General features: G+C 59.6%; 26 protein-coding genes and 1 tRNA gene. 7 read left to right on the top strand and 20 right to left on the bottom strand.

Features of this window, described 5'->3' with window-relative positions; all coding sequences use genetic code 11:
- Positions 1–10: 10 nt before the first annotated feature.
- Positions 11–232, bottom strand: a complete 222-nt coding sequence (locus KZX66_RS25195) for a hypothetical protein (RefSeq protein ID WP_248083919.1) — start codon at positions 230–232, stop codon at positions 11–13.
- Between the two features lie 186 nt (positions 233–418).
- On the opposite strand from KZX66_RS25195, the gene KZX66_RS25200 reads away from it, so the two are divergent.
- Both KZX66_RS25200 and KZX66_RS25205 read left to right on the top strand, forming a co-directional pair.
- Positions 419–619 (top strand): hypothetical protein, encoded by a 201-nt coding sequence (locus tag KZX66_RS25200; protein ID WP_248083920.1) that lies wholly within the window; start codon positions 419–421, stop codon positions 617–619.
- Positions 616–1,470 (top strand): BRO family protein, encoded by an 855-nt coding sequence (locus KZX66_RS25205; RefSeq protein WP_248083921.1) that lies wholly within the window; start codon positions 616–618, stop codon positions 1,468–1,470. Before KZX66_RS25200 ends, KZX66_RS25205 begins: the two co-directional genes overlap by 4 nt.
- Here KZX66_RS25205 and KZX66_RS25210 read toward each other — a convergent pair.
- Both KZX66_RS25210 and KZX66_RS25215 read right to left on the bottom strand, forming a co-directional pair.
- Complete coding sequence (locus KZX66_RS25210; protein ID WP_248083922.1) at positions 1,386–3,104, bottom strand: site-specific integrase; 1,719 nt, start codon at positions 3,102–3,104, stop codon at positions 1,386–1,388. The two genes, KZX66_RS25205 and KZX66_RS25210, sit on opposite strands and share 85 nt — an antisense overlap.
- A gap of 109 nt (positions 3,105–3,213) precedes the next feature.
- Positions 3,214–3,303 (bottom strand) — tRNA-Ser (locus KZX66_RS25215).
- A 317-nt stretch (positions 3,304–3,620) separates the two neighbouring features.
- On the opposite strand from KZX66_RS25215, the gene KZX66_RS25220 reads away from it, so the two are divergent.
- From KZX66_RS25220 to KZX66_RS25230, 3 genes are all read left to right on the top strand, one after another.
- Complete coding sequence (locus tag KZX66_RS25220) at positions 3,621–4,313, top strand: crotonase/enoyl-CoA hydratase family protein (RefSeq protein WP_248083923.1); 693 nt, start codon at positions 3,621–3,623, stop codon at positions 4,311–4,313.
- A 212-nt stretch (positions 4,314–4,525) separates the two neighbouring features.
- Positions 4,526–5,272, top strand: coding sequence for a 1-acylglycerol-3-phosphate O-acyltransferase (locus KZX66_RS25225; protein ID WP_248083924.1), 747 nt, complete (start codon positions 4,526–4,528; stop codon positions 5,270–5,272).
- A 42-nt stretch (positions 5,273–5,314) separates the two neighbouring features.
- Positions 5,315–6,286: a magnesium and cobalt transport protein CorA gene (locus KZX66_RS25230; protein ID WP_248083925.1), complete on the top strand. Its 972-nt coding sequence runs from the start codon at positions 5,315–5,317 to the stop codon at positions 6,284–6,286.
- On the opposite strand, the gene KZX66_RS25235 is transcribed toward KZX66_RS25230, so the two are convergent.
- From KZX66_RS25235 to KZX66_RS25245, 3 genes are all read right to left on the bottom strand, one after another.
- Positions 6,264–7,007: an amidotransferase gene (locus KZX66_RS25235; RefSeq protein ID WP_248083926.1), complete on the bottom strand. Its 744-nt coding sequence runs from the start codon at positions 7,005–7,007 to the stop codon at positions 6,264–6,266. The two genes, KZX66_RS25230 and KZX66_RS25235, sit on opposite strands and share 23 nt — an antisense overlap.
- A 93-nt stretch (positions 7,008–7,100) precedes the next feature.
- On the bottom strand, positions 7,101–9,245 hold the full coding sequence (locus tag KZX66_RS25240) for a 3-hydroxyacyl-CoA dehydrogenase NAD-binding domain-containing protein (RefSeq protein WP_248083927.1): 2,145 nt from the start codon (positions 9,243–9,245) through the stop codon (positions 7,101–7,103).
- Positions 9,246–9,260: 15 nt separating this feature from the next.
- Positions 9,261–10,466, bottom strand: a complete 1,206-nt coding sequence (locus KZX66_RS25245) for an acetyl-CoA C-acetyltransferase (RefSeq protein ID WP_248083928.1) — start codon at positions 10,464–10,466, stop codon at positions 9,261–9,263.
- A 641-nt stretch (positions 10,467–11,107) separates the two neighbouring features.
- Here KZX66_RS25245 and KZX66_RS25250 point away from each other — a divergent pair.
- Entirely contained in the window at positions 11,108–11,914 is an 807-nt protein-coding gene (locus KZX66_RS25250) for a cytochrome c (RefSeq protein ID WP_248083929.1), read from the top strand.
- A 52-nt stretch (positions 11,915–11,966) separates the two neighbouring features.
- Here the strand turns inward: KZX66_RS25250 and KZX66_RS25255 are convergent, their stop codons facing one another.
- The 14 genes from KZX66_RS25255 to KZX66_RS25320 all read right to left on the bottom strand — a co-directional run bounded on the left by KZX66_RS25255 (position 11,967) and on the right by KZX66_RS25320 (position 23,553).
- Positions 11,967–12,770, bottom strand: a complete 804-nt coding sequence (locus KZX66_RS25255; RefSeq protein WP_248083930.1) for a transglutaminase family protein — start codon at positions 12,768–12,770, stop codon at positions 11,967–11,969.
- Positions 12,767–13,717: an alpha-E domain-containing protein gene (locus tag KZX66_RS25260; RefSeq protein WP_248083931.1), complete on the bottom strand. Its 951-nt coding sequence runs from the start codon at positions 13,715–13,717 to the stop codon at positions 12,767–12,769. Before KZX66_RS25260 ends, KZX66_RS25255 begins: the two co-directional genes overlap by 4 nt.
- 4 nt (positions 13,718–13,721) lie before the next feature.
- Positions 13,722–15,131 carry a circularly permuted type 2 ATP-grasp protein gene (locus KZX66_RS25265; RefSeq protein ID WP_248083932.1) on the bottom strand — a complete coding sequence of 470 codons (1,410 nt, stop codon included), beginning with the start codon at positions 15,129–15,131 and terminating at the stop codon, positions 13,722–13,724.
- Between the two features lie 402 nt (positions 15,132–15,533).
- Positions 15,534–15,875 (bottom strand): ribonuclease E inhibitor RraB, encoded by a 342-nt coding sequence (locus tag KZX66_RS25270; protein ID WP_003175566.1) that lies wholly within the window; start codon positions 15,873–15,875, stop codon positions 15,534–15,536.
- 214 nt (positions 15,876–16,089) lie between these two features.
- Positions 16,090–16,326 carry a hypothetical protein gene (locus KZX66_RS25275; RefSeq protein WP_248083933.1) on the bottom strand — a complete coding sequence of 79 codons (237 nt, stop codon included), beginning with the start codon at positions 16,324–16,326 and terminating at the stop codon, positions 16,090–16,092.
- A gap of 103 nt (positions 16,327–16,429) precedes the next feature.
- On the bottom strand, positions 16,430–17,035 hold the full coding sequence (locus KZX66_RS25280) for an START domain-containing protein (RefSeq protein WP_248083934.1): 606 nt from the start codon (positions 17,033–17,035) through the stop codon (positions 16,430–16,432).
- 37 nt (positions 17,036–17,072) lie between these two features.
- Positions 17,073–17,327: a YkgJ family cysteine cluster protein gene (locus KZX66_RS25285; RefSeq protein WP_248083935.1), complete on the bottom strand. Its 255-nt coding sequence runs from the start codon at positions 17,325–17,327 to the stop codon at positions 17,073–17,075.
- Positions 17,328–17,489: 162 nt separating this feature from the next.
- The gene (locus tag KZX66_RS25290) at positions 17,490–17,981 is read right to left on the bottom strand and encodes a translation initiation factor 2 (RefSeq protein WP_248083936.1); all 492 of its coding nucleotides are present in this window, start codon (positions 17,979–17,981) and stop codon (positions 17,490–17,492) included.
- A 103-nt stretch (positions 17,982–18,084) separates the two neighbouring features.
- The gene (locus KZX66_RS25295) at positions 18,085–19,524 is read right to left on the bottom strand and encodes a PLP-dependent aminotransferase family protein (RefSeq protein ID WP_017527404.1); all 1,440 of its coding nucleotides are present in this window, start codon (positions 19,522–19,524) and stop codon (positions 18,085–18,087) included.
- A gap of 263 nt (positions 19,525–19,787) precedes the next feature.
- Entirely contained in the window at positions 19,788–20,603 is an 816-nt protein-coding gene (locus KZX66_RS25300) for an OmpA family protein (protein ID WP_248083937.1), read from the bottom strand.
- Complete coding sequence (locus KZX66_RS25305; RefSeq protein ID WP_248083938.1) at positions 20,600–20,962, bottom strand: DUF4398 domain-containing protein; 363 nt, start codon at positions 20,960–20,962, stop codon at positions 20,600–20,602. Before KZX66_RS25305 ends, KZX66_RS25300 begins: the two co-directional genes overlap by 4 nt.
- 9 nt (positions 20,963–20,971) lie before the next feature.
- Positions 20,972–21,787, bottom strand: a complete 816-nt coding sequence (locus tag KZX66_RS25310) for a transporter substrate-binding domain-containing protein (protein ID WP_248083939.1) — start codon at positions 21,785–21,787, stop codon at positions 20,972–20,974.
- 84 nt (positions 21,788–21,871) lie between these two features.
- Positions 21,872–22,801, bottom strand: coding sequence for an FAD-binding protein (locus KZX66_RS25315; RefSeq protein WP_248083940.1), 930 nt, complete (start codon positions 22,799–22,801; stop codon positions 21,872–21,874).
- 2 nt (positions 22,802–22,803) lie between these two features.
- Entirely contained in the window at positions 22,804–23,553 is a 750-nt protein-coding gene (locus KZX66_RS25320) for an electron transfer flavoprotein subunit beta/FixA family protein (protein ID WP_032887429.1), read from the bottom strand.
- A gap of 505 nt (positions 23,554–24,058) precedes the next feature.
- Between KZX66_RS25320 and KZX66_RS25325 the strand changes: the two genes are divergently transcribed.
- A complete protein-coding gene (locus KZX66_RS25325; protein ID WP_248083941.1) occupies positions 24,059–25,723 on the top strand; it encodes an electron transfer flavoprotein-ubiquinone oxidoreductase in 1,665 nt (554 codons plus the stop codon).
- The last annotated feature ends 52 nt before the right edge of the window (positions 25,724–25,775 follow it).

Below are 25,775 nucleotides of genomic sequence, written 5' to 3' on the forward strand. Positions count from 1 at the left end.
TCAACAGAGGTCAATGGAGGTCGGTCCCAGCGCCTCCGACGTAACGCTCCATGCACGCCTGCATGACGTTGCACTTCTCGACTACGACAAGCTCCAAGCGGGCAACCACCTCAGGGCTTCCTTGCTCCCTGGCGCTGTAGTACTCCCTCAAGGCGTCTCCGTATTCAACGCAAAGGCGCGCCATCGTTTTCAGGTATGCGTCATCCCAGCCAGGGTCGTCGTCGTTTTCCATAACTATCTCCACTGCGTCCTTTTTTGCCAGTGTAGACAACAGTTCAAGCCACGCAAACCACGCCCAGGCCGACGCCAAGATGGAACAGGCTGAAGACCTGGACAACCAAGCTGTGGCCCTCCGTGATGAAGCCAAAGCGGCAACGCAAGCGGCAACCAACATCCGCGCCCTGGTCGGTGACGTCCAATGAGCCGCCGCATCGAGCAAATCCTGGAGCTGTTCCAGGAGCAACTGGAAGTGGAAGGCTATGACGCTGACGACATCGAGCGGGTACGTGCCAGCATGGCCGACGCGAAGCCTGAAGGCTCCCTGGAGACGCTGATTTATATGCAGCACTTTATGCGCCGGTTGCACATCACCCGGCCGGTGTTGGAGGAGACGGCATGAACCAGGTGCAAAACTTCGCCTTTGGCCAGATGGACGTCCGCGTCATCGAGCAGAACGGCCAGCCGTGGTTTGTTGCCGGTGACGTGTGCGACTGCCTGGGGTTGAAGGTCGACGGCCAAAACCGCTCCTATCAGAACCACTACCGACGCCTGGCCCAGGACGAACTGTCTTTAGGAAAGGTGCGACCTGCTAGTGGTCGAGGGACTAGCACCGTGAAGCTAATCAGCGAGTCCGGCCTCTACAAGCTGGTCATGCGGTCGGACAAGCCTGAAGCCCGCGCCTTCCAGGATTGGGTTACGCGGGTAGTCCTCCCGGCAATCCGCAAGGACGGCGCCTATGTCCTGGGCGAAGAAAAGGTAGCGACCGGCGAGCTGTCCGAAGACGAATTGGTCATGCGGGCAATGAACATCATGTCCAGGAAGGTCGACCGACTGACCCAGGAACGTGACCAGCTCGCCAGCATGTCGGCCGTCCAGGCTGCACACATCGAGCGAATCGCCCCGGCCGCTGAAGTGGGCCAGGCGTTGGCTAAGCGTAAGGCCCTGGGAATTGTGGACTTCTGCCGCAAGCTGCCTGGCGTCTCTATCAACGCCGTACAGACCCGCCTGTATGACATGCAGTACTTGCACAAGAAGCCAGGCCACTGGACCCCTTACGCCAAGTTCAAGGGCGTCCTGTTTGACGAAACCTTCACCGCTGACGGCTATTCGAAAGTGGTTGTCCTGGAAGCTGGCCAGCGCAAGCTGGTAGGCATGTACCACATGCGTTACTTGAGCAACCCCGCCTCCAGGGCCAGGCGCGGGAACTTGTTTAGCTCCTCCGCCATGCGGGTCAAAGGCATACTGCCGTAAGACCGCCCTACCGTCCCACCACTGTGGCCGGTGATGGCCTCATGAACGTCGTCTGGAATTCCCGCCCCTCGACACATGGTTTTGAACGCATGGCGAAAGCCGTGCATCGGAGCAGCTGGACTATCAAGACCAACGACCTTAACCAAGTAAGGCCCCCAGTGTCGGCCAAACGACTGACCGAACTTCCCGCCTGCATCCTGCGCCAACCTGGGGAACAACTGCCCCGCCGAAGGCAAAGAATCCACGTAGGCACCAAAACCCAGCTCCAACAAATCCCGATGGAGCGGAACATCCCGTCGGCTGCTGACGCTTTTAACCCGTCGGCCATCGTCATCGTCGGACTCATCATTAAGGATACTCAGGTAGTAAATCCCCCCAGTAGCCTGACGCACATCACGGACGTAAAGTTGAGCCAATTCGTTCTGACGGGCCCCCGTGTAGGCAGCCAACAGCGGCATCCAGTAAAGCGCCCGACCAAGGTCCGTAAGCTGAGGTTTCCAGTCCGCAACGAATACTGGACTGGACAAGATAGTTTTTATTTCATCCCGCGTGTAGTCCTTGCGACGGCGACTGCCACCCGCTTTATTAATGTCCCGCGATACACGCTTGGAAACGCCGGAGTCAACAATTGGGTTAACCTGAATCCACCCCATGTCCTTGGCGAACGCCAGGATGGACGACATGACTCGAAGGCGCTTCTGTGTGGTGGCAGGGCTAATCCGTGGCAGGTCCTGAGCATCCGCTAAAGCGATTTGCTGAACCGCGTCCATTCCACGAATACCTACCCCTTTACTAACTGGAGTTCGGGCGAGCTTCAGCCTGTACTCCTGGGCAAGTTCATTTGTGAAACTGGAAACGGGAATATCACCGAACAATTCGACGAAGTGCTGAACGATCCCCCTGTAGTCGTTAAGAGTGGTGGCCGTAGCAGCGCCTTTACTGGCAAGACGGTCTGTCTTGTAGGCCTCCCAAACGGCAAGGAGGGTGCGCCCCTTCACTTTGGTAGCCGACGCGCGCTCGAAAGAAAGCGGTGCAACTGGCGCTATCATGGGAGCAGCGACATAACGACCACTGGAGTTTGAGCGGGCCAGGCAAAGCGTGGAAAGGTCACAAAGGTGGGACCAGAAAGCTTCGGCCAACTGTGCGTGCAGGGCCGTCCCAACAACAGTAGGAGGAAGTTTGTTTACCTCCAACATCGAATTGATAAAAGGAAGGGTTAGCCTGCTGACGTCGGCGGCGGAATCCACACTGACTACGGACTGGAACGTACTGAAGTACCCACCAATGGGCTCACCGCTCTGGGCGCTAAGTGCATCATCAGTCTCCTCGACAAGCCAGCGCCAGTACTCCCCAGTGGCTTCCAACTGCGACAGCTCCTCCCGAAACCAACGGGCGGCTAACTGCTGAACGTCTGAAGCATCCAAGCGCACGCCACCGTCATATATCCCCTGCGCAAGCGCGAATACCTGGGCACACTCTTCACTGACAGCACGGGCTCTACGGAGAGCAACGTCGGGGTCACGGGTGCTCAAGCTTCGCTTCCAGTCCACCTTGCCCACAACCGCAATAAGGTGCTTGGGAACCTTGCGTCGAAACTGATAAACCCCACGGGAATCCAGGGTAGGTCGGGTCATAGCTAAAACCATGCGGTGTACTCGTCCGGTGTACGCGTTTCGGGCGAGCTTTGTGGGAGCCAGACAGCAAAAAGCCCCGGAGCTGTTAACTACCGGGGCCTTGCGAATTTGGCGGTGAAGGAGAGATTCGAACTCTCGATACAATTTCTTGTATACACACTTTCCAGGCGTGCTCCTTAAGCCACTCGGACACTTCACCGTATCTCGTCAAACCAGTTCAGTCTGTCGAGGCGCGCTAATGTAGTCGAAAGCCTTTCTGATGGCAAAGGTTTTTTTCAGAATTTTCATGCGCTTAGACCGTTATGCCGGAATCGGCCCGGTGCAGGTGGTGATTGTGCCAATCTCAGGCAGGGCCGAGGGGGTCCAGGTTGGGTGCTGTGCCCTGCCGCAGGCGCTTTTCGGGCAGGGAGGCGGCGAAAGGCTGACTGGGCAGTCAGTCACGGCGCTTTACCGGGGCGGGCGTGGTGGGTAACGTCTGCTGCATTCTCTATAACAAGTCCTACAAGGAACCGCGTCATGAGTGAGTTGATTGCCTACCACCTCGAAGACGGTATCGCGACCCTGACGTTGAGCAATGGCAAGGTGAATGCCATTTCTCCGGCCGTGGTGAGTGAATTTAATGCAGCGCTGGACCAGGCCGAGAAGGATCGGGCGGTGGTGGTGATCACCGGCACGCCGGGGATTCTGTCGGGTGGTTATGATTTGAAGGTGATGACGGCCGGGCCTAAAGAAGCCATCAGCCTGGTGACATCAGGCTCGACGCTGGCGCGGCGTCTGTTGTCGCACCCGTTCCCGGTGATCGTGGCGTGCCCTGGGCATGCGGTGGCCAAGGGCGCGTTCCTGCTGTTGTCGGCCGATTATCGGATTGGCGTGGAAGGCCCGTTCAGCATCGGTCTGAATGAAGTGGCCATCGGCATGACCATGCACCACGCAGGCATCGAGTTGGCGCGGGATCGTTTGCGTAAATCGGCGTTTCACCGCTCGGTGATCAATGCCGAGATGTTTGATCCGCAGGGCGCGTTGCAGGCCGGTTTCCTCGACAAAGTGGTGGCACCCGAGGAGTTGCACGCCGCGGCCCTGGAAGCGGCGCGCCAGTTGAAGAAGATCAATATGAACGCCCACAAGCACACCAAGTTGAAAGTGCGTAAAGCGCTGCTGGAAGCTCTGGATGAGGCGATCATCCAGGATCAGGGCCATATACTGAGCTAACACTGACACCTTCTGGACCAAAGCCCGACGCCATGTCGGGTTTTTTCTTACCTGTAAATCCGAAATGTCCTTAGCCGCTCTAGCCTGCCCGTATCGGCATATGTTGAAACATGCCCTTAAACATCGTCTATCTCCTACCTCTACCGGGGTAATTGCCGAAGACAGTGCACAACCGTACACTGCGCGACCTTTTGTCTCGATAGGCCGTGTCGATGCTCTTTTTGCTGCGTATGTTGTTGATGGGCCTGCACTTTATGGTCGCCGGTGTGCTGGGCATCGTTATTGGGGTGTGCCGCCCCTTCAACCCGGACAACAGTCGTCTGTGTGCCCGCCTGTATGCGCGGCCCGCGATGTGGATCTTGCGGCTGAACGTTAAGGCCGACGTCGACTCACTGCGCAACAAGCCCGGCACCTGCGTGGTGATCGCCAACCACCAGTCCAACTACGACCTGTTCGTCTGCGGCAACGTGGTGCCCCACCGCACTGTGTGTATCGCCAAGAAGAGCCTTAAATGGGTGCCGCTGTTCGGTCAGTTGTTCTGGCTGGCGGGCAATGTGTTGATCGACCGCGGCAATGCCCACAAGGCGCGCCGTGCGATGCTTACCACCACCCACACCTTGCAACACGAGGACACCTCGATCTGGGTGTTCCCGGAAGGCACGCGTAACCTCGGCAAAGGCCTGCTGCCGTTCAAGAAGGGCGCGTTTCATATGGCGATCGCTGCCGGTGTGCCCATCGTGCAGGTGTGTGTCAGCAACTACGTTACCCACATGAAGCTCAATCGCTGGAACAGCGGTGATGTGCTCATACGCTCATTGCCGCCGATTCCTACAGCAGGGTTGAGCGCCGATGATGTTCCGGCGCTGATGCAAGCCTGCCAGGCGCAGATGGATGCCTGTATCGCCGCTATGGACCTTGAACTGCAAAGTGACGCAACAATAGAACTCCCTTCCAGCTAAGCTGCCCAACACCTGTCCTCCTAATAAGAAGTGATCTGCACCATGGGTAGAGTTGTTGCGGCCGCTGTTTACAGCGCCGGTAAGAAAGTCTCGGATATCACCCTCGACGAAGGCGCGGCCTGGGCCGCCAAACCCGACCACTTTGTGTGGATCGGCCTCGAGGAACCCAGCGCCCTGGAGCTCTCCAACCTGCAGCGCCAGTTCAACCTGCACGAACTGGCCATTGAAGACGCCCTGGAAAAACACAGCCGCCCCAAGCTGGAAACCTTTGGCGACGCGCTGTTTATCGTCACCTACTCACCGGTGCGCGAGAACGGCAAGCTGGAGTTTATCGAGACGCATATTTTTGCCGGCAAGGGTTACATCATCACCGCACGCAACGGCCACTCGGCGTCCTACGGCTTTGTGCGTCAGCGCTGTGAGGCGCGGCCGCTGTTGCTGGAACATGGGGAAGATTTCGTACTGTATGCGCTGCTGGATTTCGTCACCGAAAACTACCAGCCGGTGAGCGAGGCGATCCACGCCGAGATCGATGAGCTGGAGCGCAACGTCCTGTGCAGCTCGTTGAGCGAGCGCGATATCCAGAAGATCCACGGCCTGCGCCGCGACGTGCTGCGGCTTAAACGTTACGTGGCGCCGATGGTGGAGATCAGCCAGGAATTGCAGAAGCTGAGCTTCCCGTTTATCGACAAGAACATGCGCCCGTACTTCCGTGATGTGCAGATCCACGTCACACGGCAGATGGAAGACCTGACCACCCTGCGCGATATCGCCAGCCAGACCATCGAGATCGGTGTGTTGCTTGAGGCCTCGCGTCAGAGCGTGGTGCAGCGCAAGTTTGCCGCGTGGGCGGCGATCCTGGCGTTCCCCACCGCAGTGGCGGGGATTTATGGGATGAACTTCGAGAACATGCCCGAGCTGAAATGGCACTACGGCTATTTTGCGGTGATCGGGCTTATTGCCGTGGGGTGCACCAGCCTGTGGGCGAGCTTCAAGCGCTCTGGTTGGCTTTAACGTCCGCCTCAGGCTTGTGCGCCACAAAGCGCATCATCCATTCCGCCACGGTTGCACCATGGTGCTCGCGATCCAGACTGGCGACGCCGTTGGTGTAGATTTTTTCACCCAGCGTCGTCTGCAGAATCTCCAGCAGCTCGCGGGAATAGTCCTGAATAAACTCCGGATGCCCCTGAAAGCACAGCACCTGGTCGCCAATGTGATAGGCGGCGAACGGGCAGAAATCGCTGGAAGCGATGACGGTGGCGTTGTCCGGCAAACGGGTGACCTGGTCCTGATGGCTGATCAACAGCGTCAGCTCCGGCACTTCAGGGCTCATCCACGGAGCCTGGGTATCGAGCTTGTAATCGTGGATGCCCATGCCCCAGCCTTGGCTCGCGCGTTCGGCCTTGCCGCCGAGCAGCAACGCCAAGAGTTGATGACCGAAACAGATGCCCAGCAACTTGTCGCCACGCTCATAGCGCTGGAGCAGGTAAGTCTTAAGGGTCTGGATCCAGGGGTCGGTGCCGAAGGAATCGGCCTTGCTGCCCGTGACGAGGTAGGCATCGAACACCTCATCGTCGGACGGGTATTCGCCCTGCACCACGTTGTACACGACAAACTCGGCGGCAATCGGCTGCTTGGAAAACAGGCGCTTGAACATCTGCCCGTAACCTTGGTACTGATCGATCAAGCCTGGACGCAGGATATCGGTTTCCAGGATGCAGACGCGTAGCGACATAAAAAATACCTGACACGGCGATGGGAATATTGAACACCCAGAGCCTGCCTTGAAACACCCGGTCAAGGCAAGCCCTGCACATATCCAAAACCGTCAGAATGTCGCGTTCTGTGCCGCTTTCTCCAATAACAGCATCGGCGGCGAAAACCGCGGCCCATAGTGTTCAGCCAAATAACGCGCGCGCGCGATGAAATCGTGCAAGCCATAGGCGTTGATGAACTGCAACGCGCCGCCCGTCCACGCGGCAAAACCGATGCCGAAAATCGAGCCCACGTTGGCGTCGGCGGTGGACATCAGCACGCCCTCCTCCACACAGCGCACGGTTTCGATGGCCTGGATAAACAGCAAACGGTCGCGTACGTCCTGCGCAGAAATTCGTTGAGCAGGCCGTTCAAAGCGCTGTTTGAGTTCCGGCCACAAGTACTTCTGCCCGCCGCTTGGGTATTCATAAAACCCGCCCCCGGCCGCTTTGCCCGCCCGCTTGCACTCGTTAACCAGCAGATCGATCACCGTTGTCGCCGGGTGCGCCGGCACCTGCTTGCCTTCGGCCTGCAGATCCTTTGCAGTCTGCTGTCGGATATGGCTCATCAGGCTGAGGGACACTTCGTCGGACACCGCCAACGGCCCCACCGGCATGCCCGCCTTGCGCGCTTCCATTTCGATCATCGGTGCGGCCACGCCCTCACCGAGCATGGCGATTCCTTCATTGGTAAAGGTGCCGAACACCCGCGAGGTGAAGAAGCCGCGACTGTCATTGACCACGATCGGGGTCTTCTTGATTTGCAGGACGAAATCGAAACCTCGCGCCAGGGTTTCGTCCGAGGTGTGGGCACCTTTGATGATTTCCACCAGGGGCATTTTGTCGACCGGGCTGAAGAAATGCAGGCCTATGAATTTGCCGGCATCTGGCACCGCCTCTGCCAGGCCGCTGATGGGCAACGTGGACGTATTGGACGCGATCACCGCGTCGGCACCGACCACACGCTGCGCGGCGGCCGAGACCCTGGCCTTGAGCGCACGGTCTTCGAACACCGCTTCGATGATCAGGTCGCAGCCGGCCAGATCGGCATCAATGGCCGTGGGATGGATCCTCGCCAAGATGCTTTCGCGCTGTTCGGCGGTCAATTGCCCACGGTCGACTTTCTTGTCGAGTAATGCGGCCGAGTGTGCCTTGCCCTTTTCGGCGGCGTCCTGGGTGATGTCCTTGAGCACCACGTCGATGCCCGCACAGGCGCTGACATAGGCAATGCCCGCGCCCATCATCCCTGCGCCGAGCACGCCCACCTTGCGCGTCACATAGGTTGCAAAACCCTGGGGCCGTGAGCGGCCGGCGTTGATTTCATTGAGCTGGAACCAGAACGTGCCGATCATGTTTTTCGCCACTTGTCCGGTGACCAACTCCGTGAAGTAGCGGGTTTCAATCAGGTGGGCGGTGTCGAAATCCACCTGAGCGCCTTCGACGGCGGCGCAGAGGATTTTCTCCGGTGCCGGAAAACAACCATTGGTTTTACTGCGCAGGATCGACGGCGCAATCGCCAGCATCTGCGCCACTTTCGGGCTCGACGGCGTGCCGCCGGGGATTTGGTACGCCTTGTGATCCCAGGGTTGCTTCGCCTCGGGATTGGCCAGAATCCAGGCGCGGGACCTGGCCAGCAGCGCATCGCGGTCCGTCGCCAGTTCATTGATCAACCCGGCTTGCAGCGCCTGTTGCGGCCGTACTTTTTTACCTTCGAGCAGATACGGCAAGGCTTTTTCCAGGCCAAGCAGGCGCACCATACGCACCACGCCACCGCCGCCGGGCAGCAGGCCCAGAGTGACTTCCGGCAGACCGAGTTGCACGGAGTGATCATCCAGCGCGATGCGGTAATGGCACGCCAGGCAAATCTCCCAGCCGCCGCCCAGGGCTGCGCCATTGATCGCGGCCACCAGCGGTTTGCCGAGGGTTTCCAGGCGGCGCAGTTGGGCCTTCAACACCAACACACCGTCGTAGAAGTTTTTGGCATGGGCTTTGTCGACCTGAATCAGTTCATTGAGGTCACCGCCGGCGAAAAAAGTCTTTTTGGCCGAGGTGATAATTACCCCGGCAATCTGGTCCCTTTCCGCTTCCAGGCGTACCACGGTGGCCGCCATGGCCTCGCGGTACACGCTGTTCATGGTGTTGGCGCTCTGGCCGGGCATGTCGAGGGTCAGCACCACGATCTGGTCCTGGCCTTTTTCGTAACGAATGGCTTGGGTCATGACAAGGTCCTTGGCTCAGAGGCGCTCGATAAGGGTGGCGATGCCCATGCCACCGCCGACACACAGGGTGGCCAGGCCATAGCGTTGCTGGCGCACTTCCAGTTCATCGAGCAAGGTGCCGAGGATCGCGCAGCCGGTGGCGCCCAACGGGTGGCCCATGGCGATGGAGCCGCCGTTGACGTTGACCCGCGCGGCGTCGATGCCCATGTCCTTGATGAACTTGAGCACCACCGAGGCAAACGCTTCGTTGACCTCGAACAGATCGATGTCCTCCACGCGCAAGCCGGCCTTGGCCAGGGCTTTGCGGGTGGCCGGCGCGGGGCCGGTAAGCATGATGGTAGGGTCGGTGCTGGTGACGGCCGTGGCGACGATACGCGCGCGCGGTCGCAGGCCCAGCTCGCGACCGCGGGCTTCGGAGCCGATCAACATCAACGCGGCGCCGTCGACGATGCCGGAGCTGTTGCCGGGGGTGTGCACGTGGTGGATGCGTTCCACATGGCTGTAGACCCGCAATGCGGTGGCATCGAAGCCCATCTGCCCGATCATTTCGAAACTGGGCTTGAGCTTGGCGAGGCCTTCGAGGGTGGAGTCGCCCCGGATGAATTCATCGTGGTCCAGCAGCACAATGCCGTTTTGGTCCTGCACCGGAATCAGGGATTTGTTGAAGGAACCGTCCGCGCGGGCCCTGGCGGCTTTCTGCTGGGACTGTAGGGCAAAGGTGTCGACGTCTTCGCGGCTGAAACCTTCCAGGGTGGCAATAAGGTCCGCGCCAATTCCCTGGGGCGTGAAGTGACTGTGCAGGTTGGTGCAGGGGTCCAACACCCAGGCGCCGCCATCACTGCCCATGGGCACGCGGGACATCGACTCGACACCGCCCACCACCACAAGGTCTTCAAAGCCGGAGCGCACTTTCATCGCGCCCAGGTTCACCGCTTCCAGGCCCGAGGCGCAGAAGCGGTTGACCTGTACGCCGGCGACGCTGGTGGCCCAGTTCGCCACCAACGCGGCGGTCTTGGCGATGTCGGCGCCCTGATCCCCCACCGGCGTGACACAGCCCAGCACGATGTCATCGACTTGCTCGGTATCCAGATCGCTGCGTTGCGCCAGCGCGGTGAGCAGGCCGGCCACCAGGTTTACCGGCTTGACGCTGTACAACGCGCCGTCGGCCTTGCCCTTGCCTCGGGGGGTGCGTATCGCATCAAAGATCAAAGCTTGGGTCATGACGTCCTCGAACCGTTGCGCAGTAGTGCCCTTACCTTAGGCCCGATTGACACGGTTTCAATGACGGATGCGCTCATTGCTTTTGACCCTCACGCTCGGACGAACGGTAGGGTCCTAAGCTAATCCACGGGTTAATCGTTTTAGCTGTCTAGCCAAGGCATTGGCGCCAATATGGCGTTATGCCTCATACATTTTTAAGCAGATTTTTCGATTGGTTGATATGAAATGGATCTAAGCAGCGAAGAACGACGGCTCTAAGGTTCAATCAGTAGGAAGTTGCTGCCGGGTTTTGCTGGAGCATCTGTAAGAAAAGCGACACGTCAGCTCGCCATACTGAAATAAAACCTAAGCAGTTGACGCTCAGGAATAACAACAAAAGGCAGTCAGCCATGTTCAAGCACTCAAAAGTACGTCAGGCGGGACTTATCCTCTTCGCCACCACACTGATTCTGATCTTGCCCAACTTGACCAAGGTCATTGGGTAATCATCCGTCCTGCGCAATCTGCGCATCAGGATTACCGCTTTTTGGCAGCACCTGCCGGGACCTCGTGCATAGCGACCCCGTTGCAGGAGCTGCCTTTTTACGTGCGTTTTTCCGGTATCGTGAGGCCCATCGCCACTTAACACAGGGACCTGTGTCTTGAAACCGATCCTTGCATTGCTCGCCATAGTGCTTGCCCTGCCCGCTTCCGCGGCACAGTTGAGCATCAAACTGGGCCACGCCAGCAAGACGTGGCAAACCGCCGAACTGCTCAACCACCCGGCTGCACAGACGGTGCAGATCGTCGATGACGTGTCTTACAAACGCAACATGATCTATCGCGCAGTGCCCCTGGCGGTGCTCCTACCGGGTCTTAAGCCGGACAGTCATCTGCAAGCGGTGGCCCTGGATGGCTTCGCGGCCGAGCTTGCCGCCGCGCCGCTGTTGGAAACACGCGGTGCCCGTGCCTGGTTGGCCGTGGAAGACCCGGCCACACCATGGCCTGCGCTGGCCGAGGGTAAACCGAGTGCCGGGCCGTTCTACCTGGTGTGGACCGATCCGCAGGCCGGGCACATCAGCCCGGAGCAGTGGCCGTTCCAGGTCGGCGAGATCAAACAATTGAAGACCGTGGCCGAGCGCTTCCCTGCGTTGCTGCCCGATCCGACGCTTGCGGCGAATGACCCGATCAATAGAGGCTTTGCGCTGTTTCAGAAAAACTGCATGGCCTGCCACCGCCTCAACGGCGCGGGCGATGCTCAGGTGGGGCCGGATTTGAACATTCCCTACAGCCCTACCGAATATTTCGGCGAAGACTTTCTCAAGCGCTACATCCGCGACCCGCAAAGCCTGCGCCATTGGCCCCAGGCCAAGATGCCGGCGTTCGCCGCGGCGGTATTGCCTGACAGCGAACTGGACGCGCTGGTGGGGTACTTCAAGCATATGGCGGGGCGCAAGCAGCAGCCCTGAGCCTCGCAATACGCAATCCGCCCGTTACAGAGAGCAGTCCTCGGCGCCTGCTTTACTGTTGCTGCACCGAGATCACCGGCGTCGGCGCCACGAACACTTTGGCATGCATCTGCTCATGCCCGCCGCCACGGCGCATGCCGCGCACCGGGCAGGCGTCGAGGTAATCCAGGCCAACGGCCAGTTTGAGATGCCGCTCCGGCCGTGCCAGTTGGTTGGTCACGTCAAAGCTGTACCAGGCGTCGTCCAGCCAGGCTTCGGCCCAGGCATGGCTGGCCAAATGTGCGCTGTCCTCGGTGTACAAATACCCCGACACATACCGCGCCGGAATCCCCAGGCTGCGCGCGCAGGCCAGGAACGCATGGGTGTGGTCCTGGCACACCCCGGCCCTGCCGGCGAAGGCCTGGGCGGCGCTGGTGTCGACTTCAGTGGCACCGGGGGTGTAGACCATCACCTGGTTCAGCGCGTGCATCAGGTCGATCAGCGCGGTGCGGTCGCGACGTTGATGGCATTGCTGCTCGGCAAACCTGCGCATCGCTTCGTCGGGTTCGGTCAGGCGCGTGCAGCGCAGGAATGGAAAGGCTGATTGGCTCTCGTGTTCCGCCTCACGCAATTCGTCGATGTCCACCTGGCCGCGGGCGCCAATGATGATGGCGTCGTGGGGTTCGTCCAGGGTCAGCACGTGCAGGATATTGCCGAACGGGTCCACCTGGGCGCGCACCGGGCGCGGCAGGTCCAGGTGCCAACTGAGCACGTGCTGACGCTCGCTGTCGTGGGGAGTAAGACGCAGGTACTGAATGCTGGCGCGAACCTGGTCCTCGTAGTGGTAGGTGGTTTCGTGGCTGATGGAAAGTCTCATGCCGCCTCCAGATAGGAACTGTAGATGGCGTCGCCCAACTGGCGGACCAAGGGGATAAAGTCGGTCAGCCAGGCATGCAGGCCTTCCTCAAGGATTTCATCGATGGCGGTAAAGCGCAGGCGCGCGTCCATTTCGGCAGCCAGGCGCTGGGCCGGTCGACCGTTGAGGCCCGGCAGGCTGGCGAGGATCTGATCGATTTCTTCACTGCACGCCCGTAGCGAACGCGGGACGTCGGCGCGCAATAGCAACAACTCAGCGACCTGGCGGGCTCCGGGGGCGTCGCGATAGATCTCGGTGTAGGCCTCGAACGATGACAGCGCGCGCAGCAAGGCGCTCCACTGGTAGTAGGCATGGGCCGTGTCATCGGTGACGACCTCGGCACGGTCGCCCGCCATTTCATAACGCGCGTCCAGCAAGCGCAGGGTGTTGTCGGCGCGTTCGATAAAGGTGCCCAGGCGAATGAAACGGAAGGCATCGTTGCGCATGATGGTGCCGTAGGTGGCGCCGCGAAACAGATGGGAGCGTTCCTTGCCCCACTCACAGAACCGACTCATGCCGTAGCGACTCAGGCCCTGTTGGGCTATATCGCGAATATCCAACCAAGTGGCGTTGATGTTTTCCCACATGTCGGCAGTGATTCGCCCACGCACCGCATGGGCGCTGGCCCGCGCTGCGCCGAGGCAGCTGTAGATGCTGGCCGGGTTGGCGGCATCCAGGGCAAAAAAGTGCAGCAGGCGTTCGGCATGCAGCTCACCGTGGCGTGCGTGGTAATCATCCAGCGTGCCGGTGATCAGCAGTGGCATGGCCAGTTCGTGCAGGCCATCACCCCGCCCGTCCTGGGGCATCAGTGATAGCGAATAGCTGACATCGAGCATGCGCGCAAGGTTTTCCGCGCGCTCCAGATAGCGCGACATCCAATACAAATCCGAGGCAGTTCTACTCAACATGACATCAGTCCTCCACCACCCAGGTGTCTTTGGTGCCGCCACCCTGGGACGAATTGACCACCAGCGAACCTTCGCGCAAGGCCACGCGGGTCAGGCCGCCCGGCACTACGCGGGTTTCTTTGCCGGACAAGACAAACGGGCGCAGGTCGATGTGCCGCGGCGCGATGCCGTTTTCGACAAAGGTCGGGCAGGTGGATAAACACAGGGTTGGCTGAGCGATATAGGCGTGGGGCTTGGCCTTGATACGGGCACGGAAGGCTTCGATTTCCTTTGCGGTGGACGCAGGCCCCACCAGCATGCCGTAGCCGCCGGAACCTTGGGTTTCCTTCACCACCAGCTCCGGCAGGTTGGCGAGCACGTGGGACAGTTCGTCGGGCTTGCGGCACTGGAAAGTAGGGACGTTCTTGAGGATCGGCTCTTCATCCAGGTAAAAACGGATCATCTCGGTGACGAAGGGGTACACCGACTTGTCATCCGCCACTCCGGTACCAATGGCATTGGCCAGCACCACATTGCCCGAGCGATAGGCCGCGAGCAGGCCGGGCACGCCGAGCATGGAGTCCGGGTTGAACGCCAGCGGGTCGAGGAACGCGTCGTCGAGGCGACGATAGATCACATCCACCGCTTTGGGCCCGTCGGTGGTGCGCATGAACACGCGGTCGTCGCGCACGAACAGGTCGGCACCTTCCACCAGCTCCACACCCATTTCCCGCGCGAGAAACGCATGTTCAAAGAATGCGCTGTTGAAGCGCCCAGGCGTCAGCACCACCACGCTGGGGTTATCCAGGGGGCTGGAGCTTTTGAGGGTGTCGAGCAGCAGGTTGGGGTAATGGTCGATGGGCGCGATGCGCTGGGCGGCGAACAGCTCGGGGAACAGACGCATCATCATCTTGCGGTCTTCAAGCATGTAACTCACGCCGCTGGGCGTACGCAGGTTGTCTTCCAGCACGTAGTAAGTGCCGTCGCCGTCGCGTACGAGGTCTACCCCCGAAACGTGGGAATACAGGTCGCGGTGCAGGTTCAAGCCCTGCATCGCCAGTTGGTACTGCTCGTTGGCCAGCACCTGTTCGGCGGGAATGATCCCGGCCTTGATGATGCGTTGGTCGTGATACAGGTCGGCGAGAAACATATTCAGCGCCTTGACCCGCTGGATGCAGCCACGCTCGACGATCCGCCATTCGCTGGCGGGAATACTGCGGGGGATGGTGTCGAAGGGAATCAGGCGCTCGGTACCCTGCTCGTCCCCATACAGGGTGAAGGTGATCCCGGCGCGGTGAAACAGCAAATCGGCTTCGCGCCGACGCTGGGCCAGCAGGTCTGCCGGGGTGTCGGCCAACCAGCGGGCAAATTCGCGATAGTGCGGGCGAACCAGCCCTGCACCGTCGTACATCTCATCGTAATAAGTGCGGATCATGCCGTACTCCTTGTCACTCGGGACGCATGGACCTTCGCAAGGCCCGTGCCATCGGCATAAACACTTAAATATCAGTGCGTTGAATAAACGCGGGCAGCCTGGCGCACCTTCCTGGTGCGCAGATTGCCCGGTGTGTAGCGGCCTGCTTCAGCACAATGCAGGTTTTTGCTATCAACAGCATAGTCAGAGTTGATTTCACTGCCCGGCCACGCCTGCGGATAATCGCCCCATCTGCTGAATAACCTTTGGCGCTCCGCTCTTCCCTTTGGGCCACCCTTGTCGGGTGGCCTTTTTTTTGGTGCGTAAAAATGCAACGCAAGTTCCGCAACGTTTGCGCGCCGCGCAAACAAAATCGGCCAACCCTAAGGTCAGCCGATACGTTGTGTTGCGTATAACTTTGCACTACATCGGTAACGGACGTACCGGGTGCTTGACGCCCCACCCTTCGATGATTCCACCAAGGGGCTCCACCACTGCTTCAAAGTCCTGCTCGAAGTCTCCTATGCCGTCGTAGGTTGCAAACATGACTTTGCTCAACTCCAGGTACCAGGCGCCATCGTCGCGCGCACTGACCTGCGCGTTCAGGGACTCTCCACGAAACTCACCCGCAGCCCTGCGCGCCCGTTCCTCGTCCGGAAAAATCGCGTAGAACTCAATGGGGTGAAACCTTGAAAAGTCGAAGCCGCCTTCTTTCATGCGACGTAGAACGTGGGTGCTGATGTCTTCTTGATAGGCTGTGCTCATGAAACGTCCTCCTCAAACCGATGGATAGACTTTCCGTGCTTCCCAAAAGCCCGCGCGCTACCGGCGCGGGTACCACGGCAATAACATCACCACGGGAAAACAAGCATGTAGCTGACAAGACCAGACCTTAGCGATTCATTCGCTGATCTCGCTTGCAGAGTAGCGCGAAGCTTTCACCTCCACCAGTAGCGCCTGGAGGTGATACAAGGAATATTCAGGCGGCGGGAGAAATGTCGAGGATCTGGATGCTGTTCTGGTCTTTCAGAATCTTGACCGTAGGCTCTGCCTTGCGGCCCTCAAGGTCATTGAGGTCGAGCTCGGCGGCTACAGGTACCAGTTTGTTGCGAATCATGTGCGCAGCATCTTCGAGGCTGGGCTTTTGTTCGCAGGTGAACTGCTCCACGGATGTCTCGCCGTGATCATCAACGAAGGTAATGTGCCACGTTTGCATCGGTGCCTCCTCGATAAAGCCCGCGTGTGGGCTCACCTGTATCTGGACCTTGAGGGCTCGGTAAACGTTCCATTCAAGCCCTGAGGCACCGCGTCTATCGCGCTTATTGTTCAGCGTGGGTTTTCAAGGCTTTCAAGGTGTTGAACGGGGCGTCCACCACGAACTTGTTGGCCAGCCACGACGGCACGCTGCCGCCGGGCTCGGTGTGAACCTGATAGGTGACTTCGGTTTCATTGGCACCCTTGGGGACCAGCTTCCAAAACCCCTCGACCTGGGCCACGCGCACGTAGCCTTTTTCTTCCGGCTTGTAGGTAGGCACGCCCTCAAGTTTGCGGGTCAGGCTGCCATCGGCATTCTTGGTGGTGGTGACGTGAATGTACGAATCACGATCGGTCACAGGGAACGGCGCCTTGAACTGGGTGTAGGTCCAGGCCTCGTCGCCTTTTTTATCCACCAGCTTCTGGGATTTGCATTCGTGAATCCACGCACAGGCGCCGGCGACGTCTTCCTGAAGCGCCTGGATCCTGGCAACGGGTGCCTTGATCAGAGTCACGCCGCGATACGCCTTGTACTTGGAGCCGGCAATTTCGCTCAGCGAAATCTTGATACCGTCTTCGTCCTTGGCGACTTGCCAGTCCTCAGCCTGGGCCGTGGCCGCAAACAACACCGTAACACCGCACAGCACAGCCATTCGTTTCAGCGAACCCATTGTTGTATTCCTTATTGAAGTTCCGATAGTAAGCCCATCAAGCCGCCGTCATCTGTTCCCACCAGCCGATCAAGCGGATGGCATCGGCCTGGTCGGTACCGCAGACATCGATATCCGCCTTGAAATCACTGCACACCGCCGGGCGCTCAGGCTGCCCGAACAACTGGCACAGCTGTTCGACCGACAAGTGCAGGCAGCGTTCGCCCGCGGGTTTGCCATCAGGCATCCCAGGTAATGGCGAACTTATAGAGGGGGCGATGCAGCAGGCGCCACAGCCTTCGCGGCAATTCATGAACAGCAGTTCCTCGACAACTCAATGGGGTAGGCCGGGCTAGAGTACGCCCTTAAACAGCCGTTTTAAAATGGTCTAACAGGGGTTTTTCGCACAAATAAACAGTGACTGACCAGTCTGCGACAGGTGGTCGACAGCGTGCATGACGCGAGCAGCAAACGCTTACTGCTTGAACTCGAACTCCAACGCCGCGCCTTCCACATCACGGCGCTCTTCGTTGCGCAATTGCAGCTTCATTTCATTGCTGAGCAGACGCCCGTTGATCTGAAACGCGCTGTTGTCCGTGGGCTTTTCACCGAACATCGGTGGCAGCAACGGCACGCTCTTGGGTTTGGGCACGGTGCCAAGAGGTTGCAAGTGCCTGACCATGTCAGACGGCAACGTCAGATCCAACTGTGCCGGTGGCAGTTTGGTTTGTGCGACTTCCCGGGCCGATTTGGACTTCTTCGCAGCCGCCGCACGCTTTTTCGCACTAGCAGCCTTCTTCTTCGCAGTGGCGTTTTGCGTGGCCGAAGCCGGTTTTTTCGCGGGGGTCGTTTGTTCAGCGCTCGCAGCGGGCTTGTCATCCGTCACAGGGGCTGCCGCCAGCACTGTGCTGACGTCACACAGGCTTAACAGGCCAATCACCAAAGCAACGCGAACAATCGAAGTCATATCGCCTACAGCATTAACGGCAGAGGGCCATATGCTCGCTTGTTGGGCGCGGCATGACAAGGGCAGTGATTAGCCAGCTATCGGACTTGTCCGACTGTGCGCCTCAAAAGCCCGCCGCGGTTTCCTGGCATAACTGACTGGCCAGCATCCCCAACGTCATCAGCGCCCGCTCTGCCTCGCGGTTCCACGGGGTGCCGCAGTTAAGACGGATGCAGTGGTTGAACTGCTCGGTGTTACTGAAGATCAACCCCGGCGCAATGCTGATGCCCTGTTGCAGGGCACGCACGTGCAGTTCCTGGGTATTGACCCTTCCGGGCAAACTGACCCACAGGATAAAACCGCCGGTCGGCCGGGTCATCTGGGTGCCCTCAGGGAAATACTGCTGCACCGCCAGTTGAAAGGCACTGAGGTTCTTGCGGTATTCCTGACGGATGTAACGCAGGTGCCGGTCATAGCCGCCGTTTTCCAGGTACGCCGCAACGCCCATCTGCGTGACACTGCACGCCGAGTGGGTGCTGAACATTTGCAGGCGCTGGATTTCCTGTTGGTACTTGCCGGCGATCATCCAACCGATACGCACACCCGGCGACAACGTTTTGGAGAAGCTCGAGCAATAGATCACCCGATCCAGCCGATCGTAAGCCTTGAGCGCCTTGGTGCGGCCCAGTTCGAACATCAGTTCGCCGTAGATATCATCCTCGACAATCTGGATATCGAAGTCCGATGCCAGGCGCAGCAACTGTTTCTGCCGCTCCTCGGGCATGGTGCCGCCCAGTGGGTTGCTCAGACGTGTGGTCAGCACCAGCGCCTTGATCGACCATTGGTTGGCCGCCAGTTGCAGGGCTTCCAGGCTCATGCCGGTGGAGGGATCGCTGGGAATTTCGATGACCTTGAGACCCAGCAAATCAGCCAGTTGCAGCAAACCGTAATAAGTCGGTGATTCGGCGGCGATCAGGTCGCCGGGACGGGTCAACACCCGCAACGACATCTGCAACGCATCCACGCAACCGTGGGTGATCACCACTTCCGACGGGTCCACCACCACGCCGGCATCGCGCATGCGGATCGCCACCTGCCGACGCAGCGGCTCGAAACCTGGGCTGAACATGTAGCTGAACGCCCGTGGGCTCTGGAACCGCGTGACCTTGGCCAACTGCTGGTGCAGCGCGCGCACCGGCAAATAGTCGACACTCGGCACTGCAGCCCCCAGCGGGAACACGCCTTCGCGGCGCGACTCGCCCAATACCTGCTGAATGATGCTGCTGCGGGTGACCAAACCGGGGCGCTCGACCCGCGCAATGTCCGGGGTTGGCGCCGTCAGCGCCGGTGTCTGGTGCACGTAGTAGCCGGACTGTGGCCGCGCCCGAATCAGCCCCTGGTCTTCCAGGTTGGCGTAGGCCTGCAATACCGTGGCGTGGCTCACATTGAGCTGGGAGCTCATCTTGCGTACCGAAGGCACGCGCTCGCCCGGCTGATAGACACCGCGCCGGATATCCTCAGCCAGTTGCTGGGCGATACGTTGGTAGAGCAACAGATTGGTCATGACGCAGCACTCGATTTCACGGGTATTTTATTTTTGTGTGAAACATACCGGCACAGTTTAGAAGTGTACGGGGACAGTTGTCACAATAGTCGAGCGCGCGCCGGAGTGACAGTAAAAACTGTAGGGGTGATGCCCGGTTTTCGAATGTACATCGAACACATTGAAAGAACGGGCGTGCTCGCGAAAGCGGCTTATCAGTCGATATTGCATCGCTGACATACCGCTTTCGCGGGCACGCCCGCTTATTGACTCGTGCCCGGTTCTTAGCGAGCGGCGCCCAACTGGCCTTTCTCGTCCGAGAACACTATCTCCACGCGACGGTTCTGCGCCCGCCCCCGCTCAGAGGCGTTGGCCTCCACCGGGTACTGGTCACCGTAGCCTTCAACCTGAATACGCTTTTCATCGATTCCCAGGTCCACCAGCACATCGGCCACCGACTGCGCGCGGTCACGGGACAGCTTGAGGTTTTCCTGCTGGCCGCCGGTGTTGTCGGCGTAGCCCTCGATGCGTACCACGCGCTTGGGGTTCAGTTGCAGGAACTGCACGATCTTCAACACTGTGCGGTTGGCTGAGTTTTTCAGCTCAGCTTCGCCGGTGTCGAAGAGCACGTCGCCCAGGGTCATTACCAGGCCACGCTCAGTCTGGGTGGTCGTCAGGCTGGCGATCTGTTCTTCGAGCCATTTGCCCTGTTGCTGCACGCTGATCAGCTTGCTTTCGCGCAGCGCCAATTGCAGGCGCTGGCGTTCCAGTTCGAGCTTGGCGGCGCGCTCTTCATTGAGTGCCTGCTCGGTGTGTTCGCGGGCGATGGCACTGTAGCGCTGGCTCAGGTAAGCGTAATGCACCACGTCCGGGCCGCTGCCCCAATAGCTGGACAAGCGGTCGGCACGCGCCAGGGACTCACCCGCGCGAATCACGTCCTTGGGCGCGATGCGCAGCACATTCGAGTCTTCCTTGACCTTCTGAAAGTCGCTGCCGGCCTGCTGCAAAGCCTGCTCGCCACTCGGATGGCTCGCACAACCGCCCAACGCCACACTGCCCAACAGCACGGCACAGCCCACACCACGGATCAGCGGGCTCATTGGGCTTCTCCCAATTGCAATTGCTTGCGCAAGCGCGTGATGCGGGTGTTGAGCACGTTCAGTTGTTCCTGGCTCTTGCGGGTCAGCACTTGGGCTTCCGCCAGGCGCGCGTCCAGTTCGGCCTGTTCGGCCTGCATGCGCGCGTTTTTGTAGGATTGATCGGCCATGTCGGCCTTGGCCTGGGCAAACTTGTCTTGCGCCAGTTTCAGTTCAGCCGATTCATCGGCGCTGGCGCCCACGGCGTCGGCTTGTTCAAGGGCTTGCTGGGTCAGGCGAATTTGTTCATTCGGCGCAGGATCGGCTGCACATCCCGCCAGAGCGACAACGGCGAGGGCCGCGAAAAGAGGTCGAAGAGTCACTGAAAATCCCTACTTTGTTTGGGTGCCGACAGGTTGTTGCAATTGCGCTTTCCAGCGCTCGAGTTTGCGCTGCAGCGCCGCTTGCGCCACACCAGACCCGGCCAATTCTGTCATCTTTTTGGCGAGCTGTCCGCGCAACCACGGATCATTGCAGGCCGAGTTGTGTGAAATCGCCAGATACAGGCCAGGCTGGTCGATGGGCGTATCGTGGGCGATCAGGTCATTGCTCATACCCAGCGTCTGGGCGAGGGCCATGCCGGAATAGCGCCCCGCCAGTACGTAATCCACCTCCCCCAGCAGCAGTTTCTGGAACACTGGCGTCAAGGTGGGCAGGCGTTGCAGGTTCAAGTGTTGCATAGCGAAGGTGTCGAACGCGGGGGTTAAACGTGCGCGCTCCGACACCGCCCCCTTCAAGCCTTGCAAGTCGCCGGCTGTGGCATAGGACAGCGTCGAGTCTTTACGGGTCCAGACCAGATAGTCGGTCTGCACCAACGCCGGGTGAATGTAATCGAGGTTATCCAGTTCTCCAAGGTTCAGCGGCGCATCGGCAAGTATGTCCATGCGCCCGCTGCGCACCTCGTCCAGAGCAAGGGAGCGCGTGCCGCCATAGAGCAGGTCGATTTTCACACCAAGATCCTTGGCGACCTGCTGCAACACATCGGCGGTGGCGCCGATCAGGTGCGTGGGGTCCTGCGGATCACGCCAAAGCAAGGGTGGCGCGTCCGGGCTGCCGGTGATGACCAGGCGCTCACATTTGCCGGCGGCCAGCGCCAGGCTGGGCAACAGCAAAAGGCTCAGCAATAAGGCCCAGGGGCGCAGTTCCATGGCGGTTTCTCCGATATTCACAAAAGGCCGGGCGAAAAAAAACCCGGTCACAAGACCGGGCTCTTTATAAGTGAAGCGACTGGATTAGACCAGCTTCTCCAACTCAGGTACGGCTTCGAACAAGTCCGCCACCAGGCCGTAATCGGCCACCTGGAAGATCGGTGCTTCTTCGTCCTTGTTGATCGCAACGATCACCTTGGAGTCTTTCATACCGGCCAAGTGCTGAATCGCGCCGGAGATACCGACGGCGATGTACAGCTGTGGCGCAACGATTTTGCCGGTCTGGCCGACCTGCATGTCGTTGGGTACGAAACCTGCGTCGACGGCCGCGCGGGAAGCGCCGACCGCAGCGCCCAGCTTGTCGGCCAGAGCGTACAGGTGCTTGAAGTTGTCACCGTTCTGCATGCCACGGCCGCCGGAAACGACGATCTTGGCAGCGGTCAGCTCAGGACGGTCCGACTTGGCCAGCTCTTCGCCGACAAAGCTGGAAGTGCCGGCGTCGTGGGCAGCGGAGACGGCTTCAACGGCAGCCGAACCACCTTCGGCGGCAACCGGGTCGAAACCGGTAGCACGTACGGTGATCACTTTTACCGAAGCGTTGGACTGTACGGTCGCGATGGCGTTACCGGCGTAGATCGGGCGCTTGAAGGTATCGGCGCTTTCGACCGAAACGATCTCGGAGATCTGGTCAACGTCCAGTTGCGCAGCAACGCGCGGCAGGATGTTTTTGCCGTTGGAGGTGGCAGCCGCCAGGATGTGGCTGTAGCCGGCGCCCAGCTCTGCAACCAGCGGGGCTACGTTTTCCGGCAGTTGATGCGCGTAGGCGGCATGATCAGCGTTCAGCACTTTGCTCACGCCCGCGATCTTCGCAGCGGCTTCGGCTACAGCACCCGCGCCTTGGCCGGCGACCAGTACGTGAATGTCGCCACCGATTTTAGCGGCCGCAGCCACGGTGTTCAGGGTGGCCGGGGCCAGCACCTTGTTGTCGTGTTCAGCGATTACGAGGATAGCCATGATCAGATCACCTTCGCTTCGTTTTTCAGTTTCTCGACCAGTTCAGCCACCGACTTGACCTTGATGCCCGCGCTGCGTGCAGCCGGCGCTTCGACTTTGACGGTCTTGTTGGTGGAGGCGGTGGAAACGCCCAAAGCATCCGGAGTCAGCACTTCAAGCGGCTTCTTCTTGGCTTTCATGATGTTTGGCAGGGACGCATAGCGCGGCTCGTTCAAACGCAGGTCGGTGGTGACGATGGCCGGCAGTTTCAGGGAAACCGTCTGCGCGCCGCCGTCAATTTCGCGAGTCACGGCAACGCTGTCGCCACTCACTTCGACTTTGGAGGCGAAGGTGCCCTGGCCGTAACCGGTCAGCGCAGCGAGCATCTGGCCCGTCTGGTTGTTATCGCTGTCGATGGCTTGTTTGCCAAGGATCACCAACTGAGGCTGTTCCTTGTCGACAACGGCCTTGAGCAGCTTGGCAACGGCCAGGGAGGTCAGGTCTTCAGCGGATTCGACGAGGATCGCACGGTCTGCACCCAGCGCCAGGGCGGTGCGCAGCTGCTCTTGAGCAGTGGTCGGGCCGATGGAAACCACGACGATTTCAGTCGCCACGCCTTTCTCTTTCAGGCGTACGGCTTCTTCCACGGCGATTTCACAGAATGGGTTCATCGACATCTTGACGTTAGCAAGATCGACGCCGGAATTGTCCGCCTTGACGCGAACTTTCACGTTGTAATCGACAACGCGTTTGACAGCTACAAGAACCTTCATGGATTCCTCGTTACTCTCCGGTGAAAAGAAAGTCGCCTAGGCGAACCTGGCGGTTGATGCTCATCGGCACACAAGGGCACCTCCAAAAACGTCGGCAAGTGGCCTTGCTCACGGGAAGTGATGACCGTTCGTCAGTGGTGACTGAGAGGTCATTCTTTATCGCGGCGTGTAAACTGCGCGCCGGTGCTCGGGCGCGCGTCACCTGTTTCGCTTTTGGACGTGCTCTTGAAACCTGCTGTCTGCCTACGGTAAGCGCAAAACCGACCGTATATTGACCGGAACGCCTATTCTGGTCAATACGGCAAAATGGCCAGTCATAAGCCGCGTTGCTTTGATTTACCTAGCCTGCGGCCAATTCAAACAAACGTTTGTATTGGACGCTGACAGTGGTCTATATATAATGCGCCACCTAGAGAGAAAGGTGGTCTTGCCGCTACCGCAAGACGACACCGAACCTCCATCCATTAGAAAAAAAGCCTGTTGAGCCTTGAGTAGGAGATAGCCTGTGGAACGCGAATACATGGAATTCGACGTGGTCATCGTCGGCGCTGGCCCGGCGGGCCTGTCCGCCGCCTGCCGACTGAAGCAGAAGGCCGCCGAAGCCGGTAAGGAAATCAGCGTCTGCGTGGTCGAGAAAGGCTCCGAAGTCGGCGCGCACATCCTCTCCGGTGCCGTGTTCGAACCACGCGCCCTGAACGAACTGTTCCCGGACTGGAAAGAACTCGGCGCCCCGCTCAACACCCCTGTGGTGCGCGATGACATCTATGTCCTGCGCAGCAGCGAGACCTCCACCAAAGTCCCTGACTTCTTTGTGCCCAAGACCATGCACAACGAAGGCAACTACATCATCTCCCTGGGCAACCTGTGCCGCTGGCTGGCCCAACAGGCCGAGAACCTGGGCGTTGAAGTCTACCCAGGCTTCGCTGCCCAGGAAGCGCTGTTCGATGAAAACGGCGTGGTCCGCGGGATCGTCACCGGTGACCTCGGCGTCGACCGTGAAGGCCATCCAAAAGAAGGCGTCTACACCCCCGGCATGGAACTGCGCGGCAAGTACACGCTGTTCGCCGAAGGCTGCCGTGGCCACATCGGCAAGCAACTGATCAAGCGCTTCAACCTGGACAGCGACGCCGATGCCCAGCACTACGGCATCGGTTTGAAGGAAATCTGGGAAATCGACTCCGCCAAGCATCAGCCGGGCCTGGTAGTGCACACCGCCGGTTGGCCGCTGGACATCATGAGCAACGAGAACACCGGTGGCTCCTTCCTTTATCACCTGGAAAATAACCAGGTGGTCGTCGGCCTGATCGTCGACCTGTCCTACAGCAACGCTTTCCTGTCGCCGTTCGATGAGTTCCAGCGCCTCAAGCATCACCCGGTGCTGGCCCAGTACCTGGAAGGCGGCAAGCGCATCAGCTACGGTGCCCGTGCCTTGGCCAAGGGTGGCATCAACTCGCTGCCGAAGATGGTGTTCAAGGGCGGCGCTCTGATCGGTTGCGACCTGGGCACCATGAACGTGGCCAAGATCAAAGGCAGCCACACGGCCATGAAGTCCGGCATGCTCGCCGCCGACGCCGTGGCCGAGCGCCTGCTCGCAGAGTCGCAAGGCGGTGACGAGCTGACCAACTATGTCGACAGCTTCAAAGCCAGCTGGCTGTATGAGGAATTGTTCGCCACCCGTAACTTCGGCCCGGCGATGCACAAATTCGGCCCGATCATCGGCGCCGGCTTCAACTGGTTCGACCAGAACATCCTCGGCGGCAAAATGCCGTTCACCCTGCACGACACCAAGCCGGACTACGCCTGCCTGAAGCTGGCAAAAGACAGCACGAAGATCGACTACCCCAAACCCGACGGCAAGCTGAGCTTCGACAAGCTGAGCTCGGTGTTCATCTCCGGCACCAACCATGAAGAAGAGCAGCCCTGCCACCTGAAGCTCAAAGACCCAAGCATCCCGATCGGCACCAACCTGCCGCTCTACGATGAACCGGCGCAGCGCTACTGCCCGGCCGGCGTCTATGAAGTGATCACCAAGGAAGACGGCGAGAAACGCTTCCAGATCAACGCCCAGAACTGCGTGCACTGCAAGACCTGTGACATCAAGGACCCTTCGCAGAACATCACCTGGGTCACGCCGGAAGGTGCGGGTGGGCCGACTTACCCGAATATGTAACCCCCGCCACCGATCGTTCCCACGCTGCGTGGGAACGCCTCTTGTGACGCTG

This window comes from Pseudomonas sp. EYE_354, assembly GCF_023148575.1.
Classification (GTDB): Bacteria; Pseudomonadota; Gammaproteobacteria; order Pseudomonadales; family Pseudomonadaceae; genus Aquipseudomonas.

Excerpts from the sequence above, each read along its gene's own strand:
- KZX66_RS25195 (WP_248083919.1), bottom strand. The coding sequence starts at position 232 with ATGGAAAACGACGACGACCCTGGCTGGGATGACGCATACCTGAAAACG.
- KZX66_RS25310 (WP_248083939.1), bottom strand. The coding sequence starts at position 21,787 with ATGGAACTGCGCCCCTGGGCCTTATTGCTGAGCCTTTTGCTGTTGCCC.
- KZX66_RS25315 (WP_248083940.1), bottom strand. The coding sequence starts at position 22,801 with ATGGCTATCCTCGTAATCGCTGAACACGACAACAAGGTGCTGGCCCCG.
- KZX66_RS25200 (WP_248083920.1), top strand. The coding sequence starts at position 419 with ATGAGCCGCCGCATCGAGCAAATCCTGGAGCTGTTCCAGGAGCAACTG.
- KZX66_RS25220 (WP_248083923.1), top strand. The coding sequence starts at position 3,621 with ATGAGTGAGTTGATTGCCTACCACCTCGAAGACGGTATCGCGACCCTG.
- KZX66_RS25295 (WP_017527404.1), bottom strand. The coding sequence starts at position 19,524 with ATGACCAATCTGTTGCTCTACCAACGTATCGCCCAGCAACTGGCTGAG.
- KZX66_RS25270 (WP_003175566.1), bottom strand. The coding sequence starts at position 15,875 with ATGAGCACAGCCTATCAAGAAGACATCAGCACCCACGTTCTACGTCGC.
- KZX66_RS25225 (WP_248083924.1), top strand. The coding sequence starts at position 4,526 with ATGCTCTTTTTGCTGCGTATGTTGTTGATGGGCCTGCACTTTATGGTC.
- KZX66_RS25265 (WP_248083932.1), bottom strand. The coding sequence starts at position 15,131 with ATGATCCGCACTTATTACGATGAGATGTACGACGGTGCAGGGCTGGTT.
- KZX66_RS25275 (WP_248083933.1), bottom strand. The coding sequence starts at position 16,326 with ATGCAAACGTGGCACATTACCTTCGTTGATGATCACGGCGAGACATCC.
- KZX66_RS25285 (WP_248083935.1), bottom strand. The coding sequence starts at position 17,327 with ATGAATTGCCGCGAAGGCTGTGGCGCCTGCTGCATCGCCCCCTCTATA.
- KZX66_RS25205 (WP_248083921.1), top strand. The coding sequence starts at position 616 with ATGAACCAGGTGCAAAACTTCGCCTTTGGCCAGATGGACGTCCGCGTC.
- KZX66_RS25235 (WP_248083926.1), bottom strand. The coding sequence starts at position 7,007 with ATGTCGCTACGCGTCTGCATCCTGGAAACCGATATCCTGCGTCCAGGC.
- KZX66_RS25300 (WP_248083937.1), bottom strand. The coding sequence starts at position 20,603 with ATGAGCCCGCTGATCCGTGGTGTGGGCTGTGCCGTGCTGTTGGGCAGT.
- KZX66_RS25290 (WP_248083936.1), bottom strand. The coding sequence starts at position 17,981 with ATGACTTCGATTGTTCGCGTTGCTTTGGTGATTGGCCTGTTAAGCCTG.
- KZX66_RS25245 (WP_248083928.1), bottom strand. The coding sequence starts at position 10,466 with ATGACCCAAGCTTTGATCTTTGATGCGATACGCACCCCCCGAGGCAAG.
- KZX66_RS25230 (WP_248083925.1), top strand. The coding sequence starts at position 5,315 with ATGGGTAGAGTTGTTGCGGCCGCTGTTTACAGCGCCGGTAAGAAAGTC.
- KZX66_RS25255 (WP_248083930.1), bottom strand. The coding sequence starts at position 12,770 with ATGAGACTTTCCATCAGCCACGAAACCACCTACCACTACGAGGACCAG.
- KZX66_RS25210 (WP_248083922.1), bottom strand. The coding sequence starts at position 3,104 with ATGACCCGACCTACCCTGGATTCCCGTGGGGTTTATCAGTTTCGACGC.
- KZX66_RS25280 (WP_248083934.1), bottom strand. The coding sequence starts at position 17,035 with ATGGGTTCGCTGAAACGAATGGCTGTGCTGTGCGGTGTTACGGTGTTG.
- KZX66_RS25320 (WP_032887429.1), bottom strand. The coding sequence starts at position 23,553 with ATGAAGGTTCTTGTAGCTGTCAAACGCGTTGTCGATTACAACGTGAAA.
- KZX66_RS25240 (WP_248083927.1), bottom strand. The coding sequence starts at position 9,245 with ATGACCCAAGCCATTCGTTACGAAAAAGGCCAGGACCAGATCGTGGTG.
- KZX66_RS25260 (WP_248083931.1), bottom strand. The coding sequence starts at position 13,717 with ATGTTGAGTAGAACTGCCTCGGATTTGTATTGGATGTCGCGCTATCTG.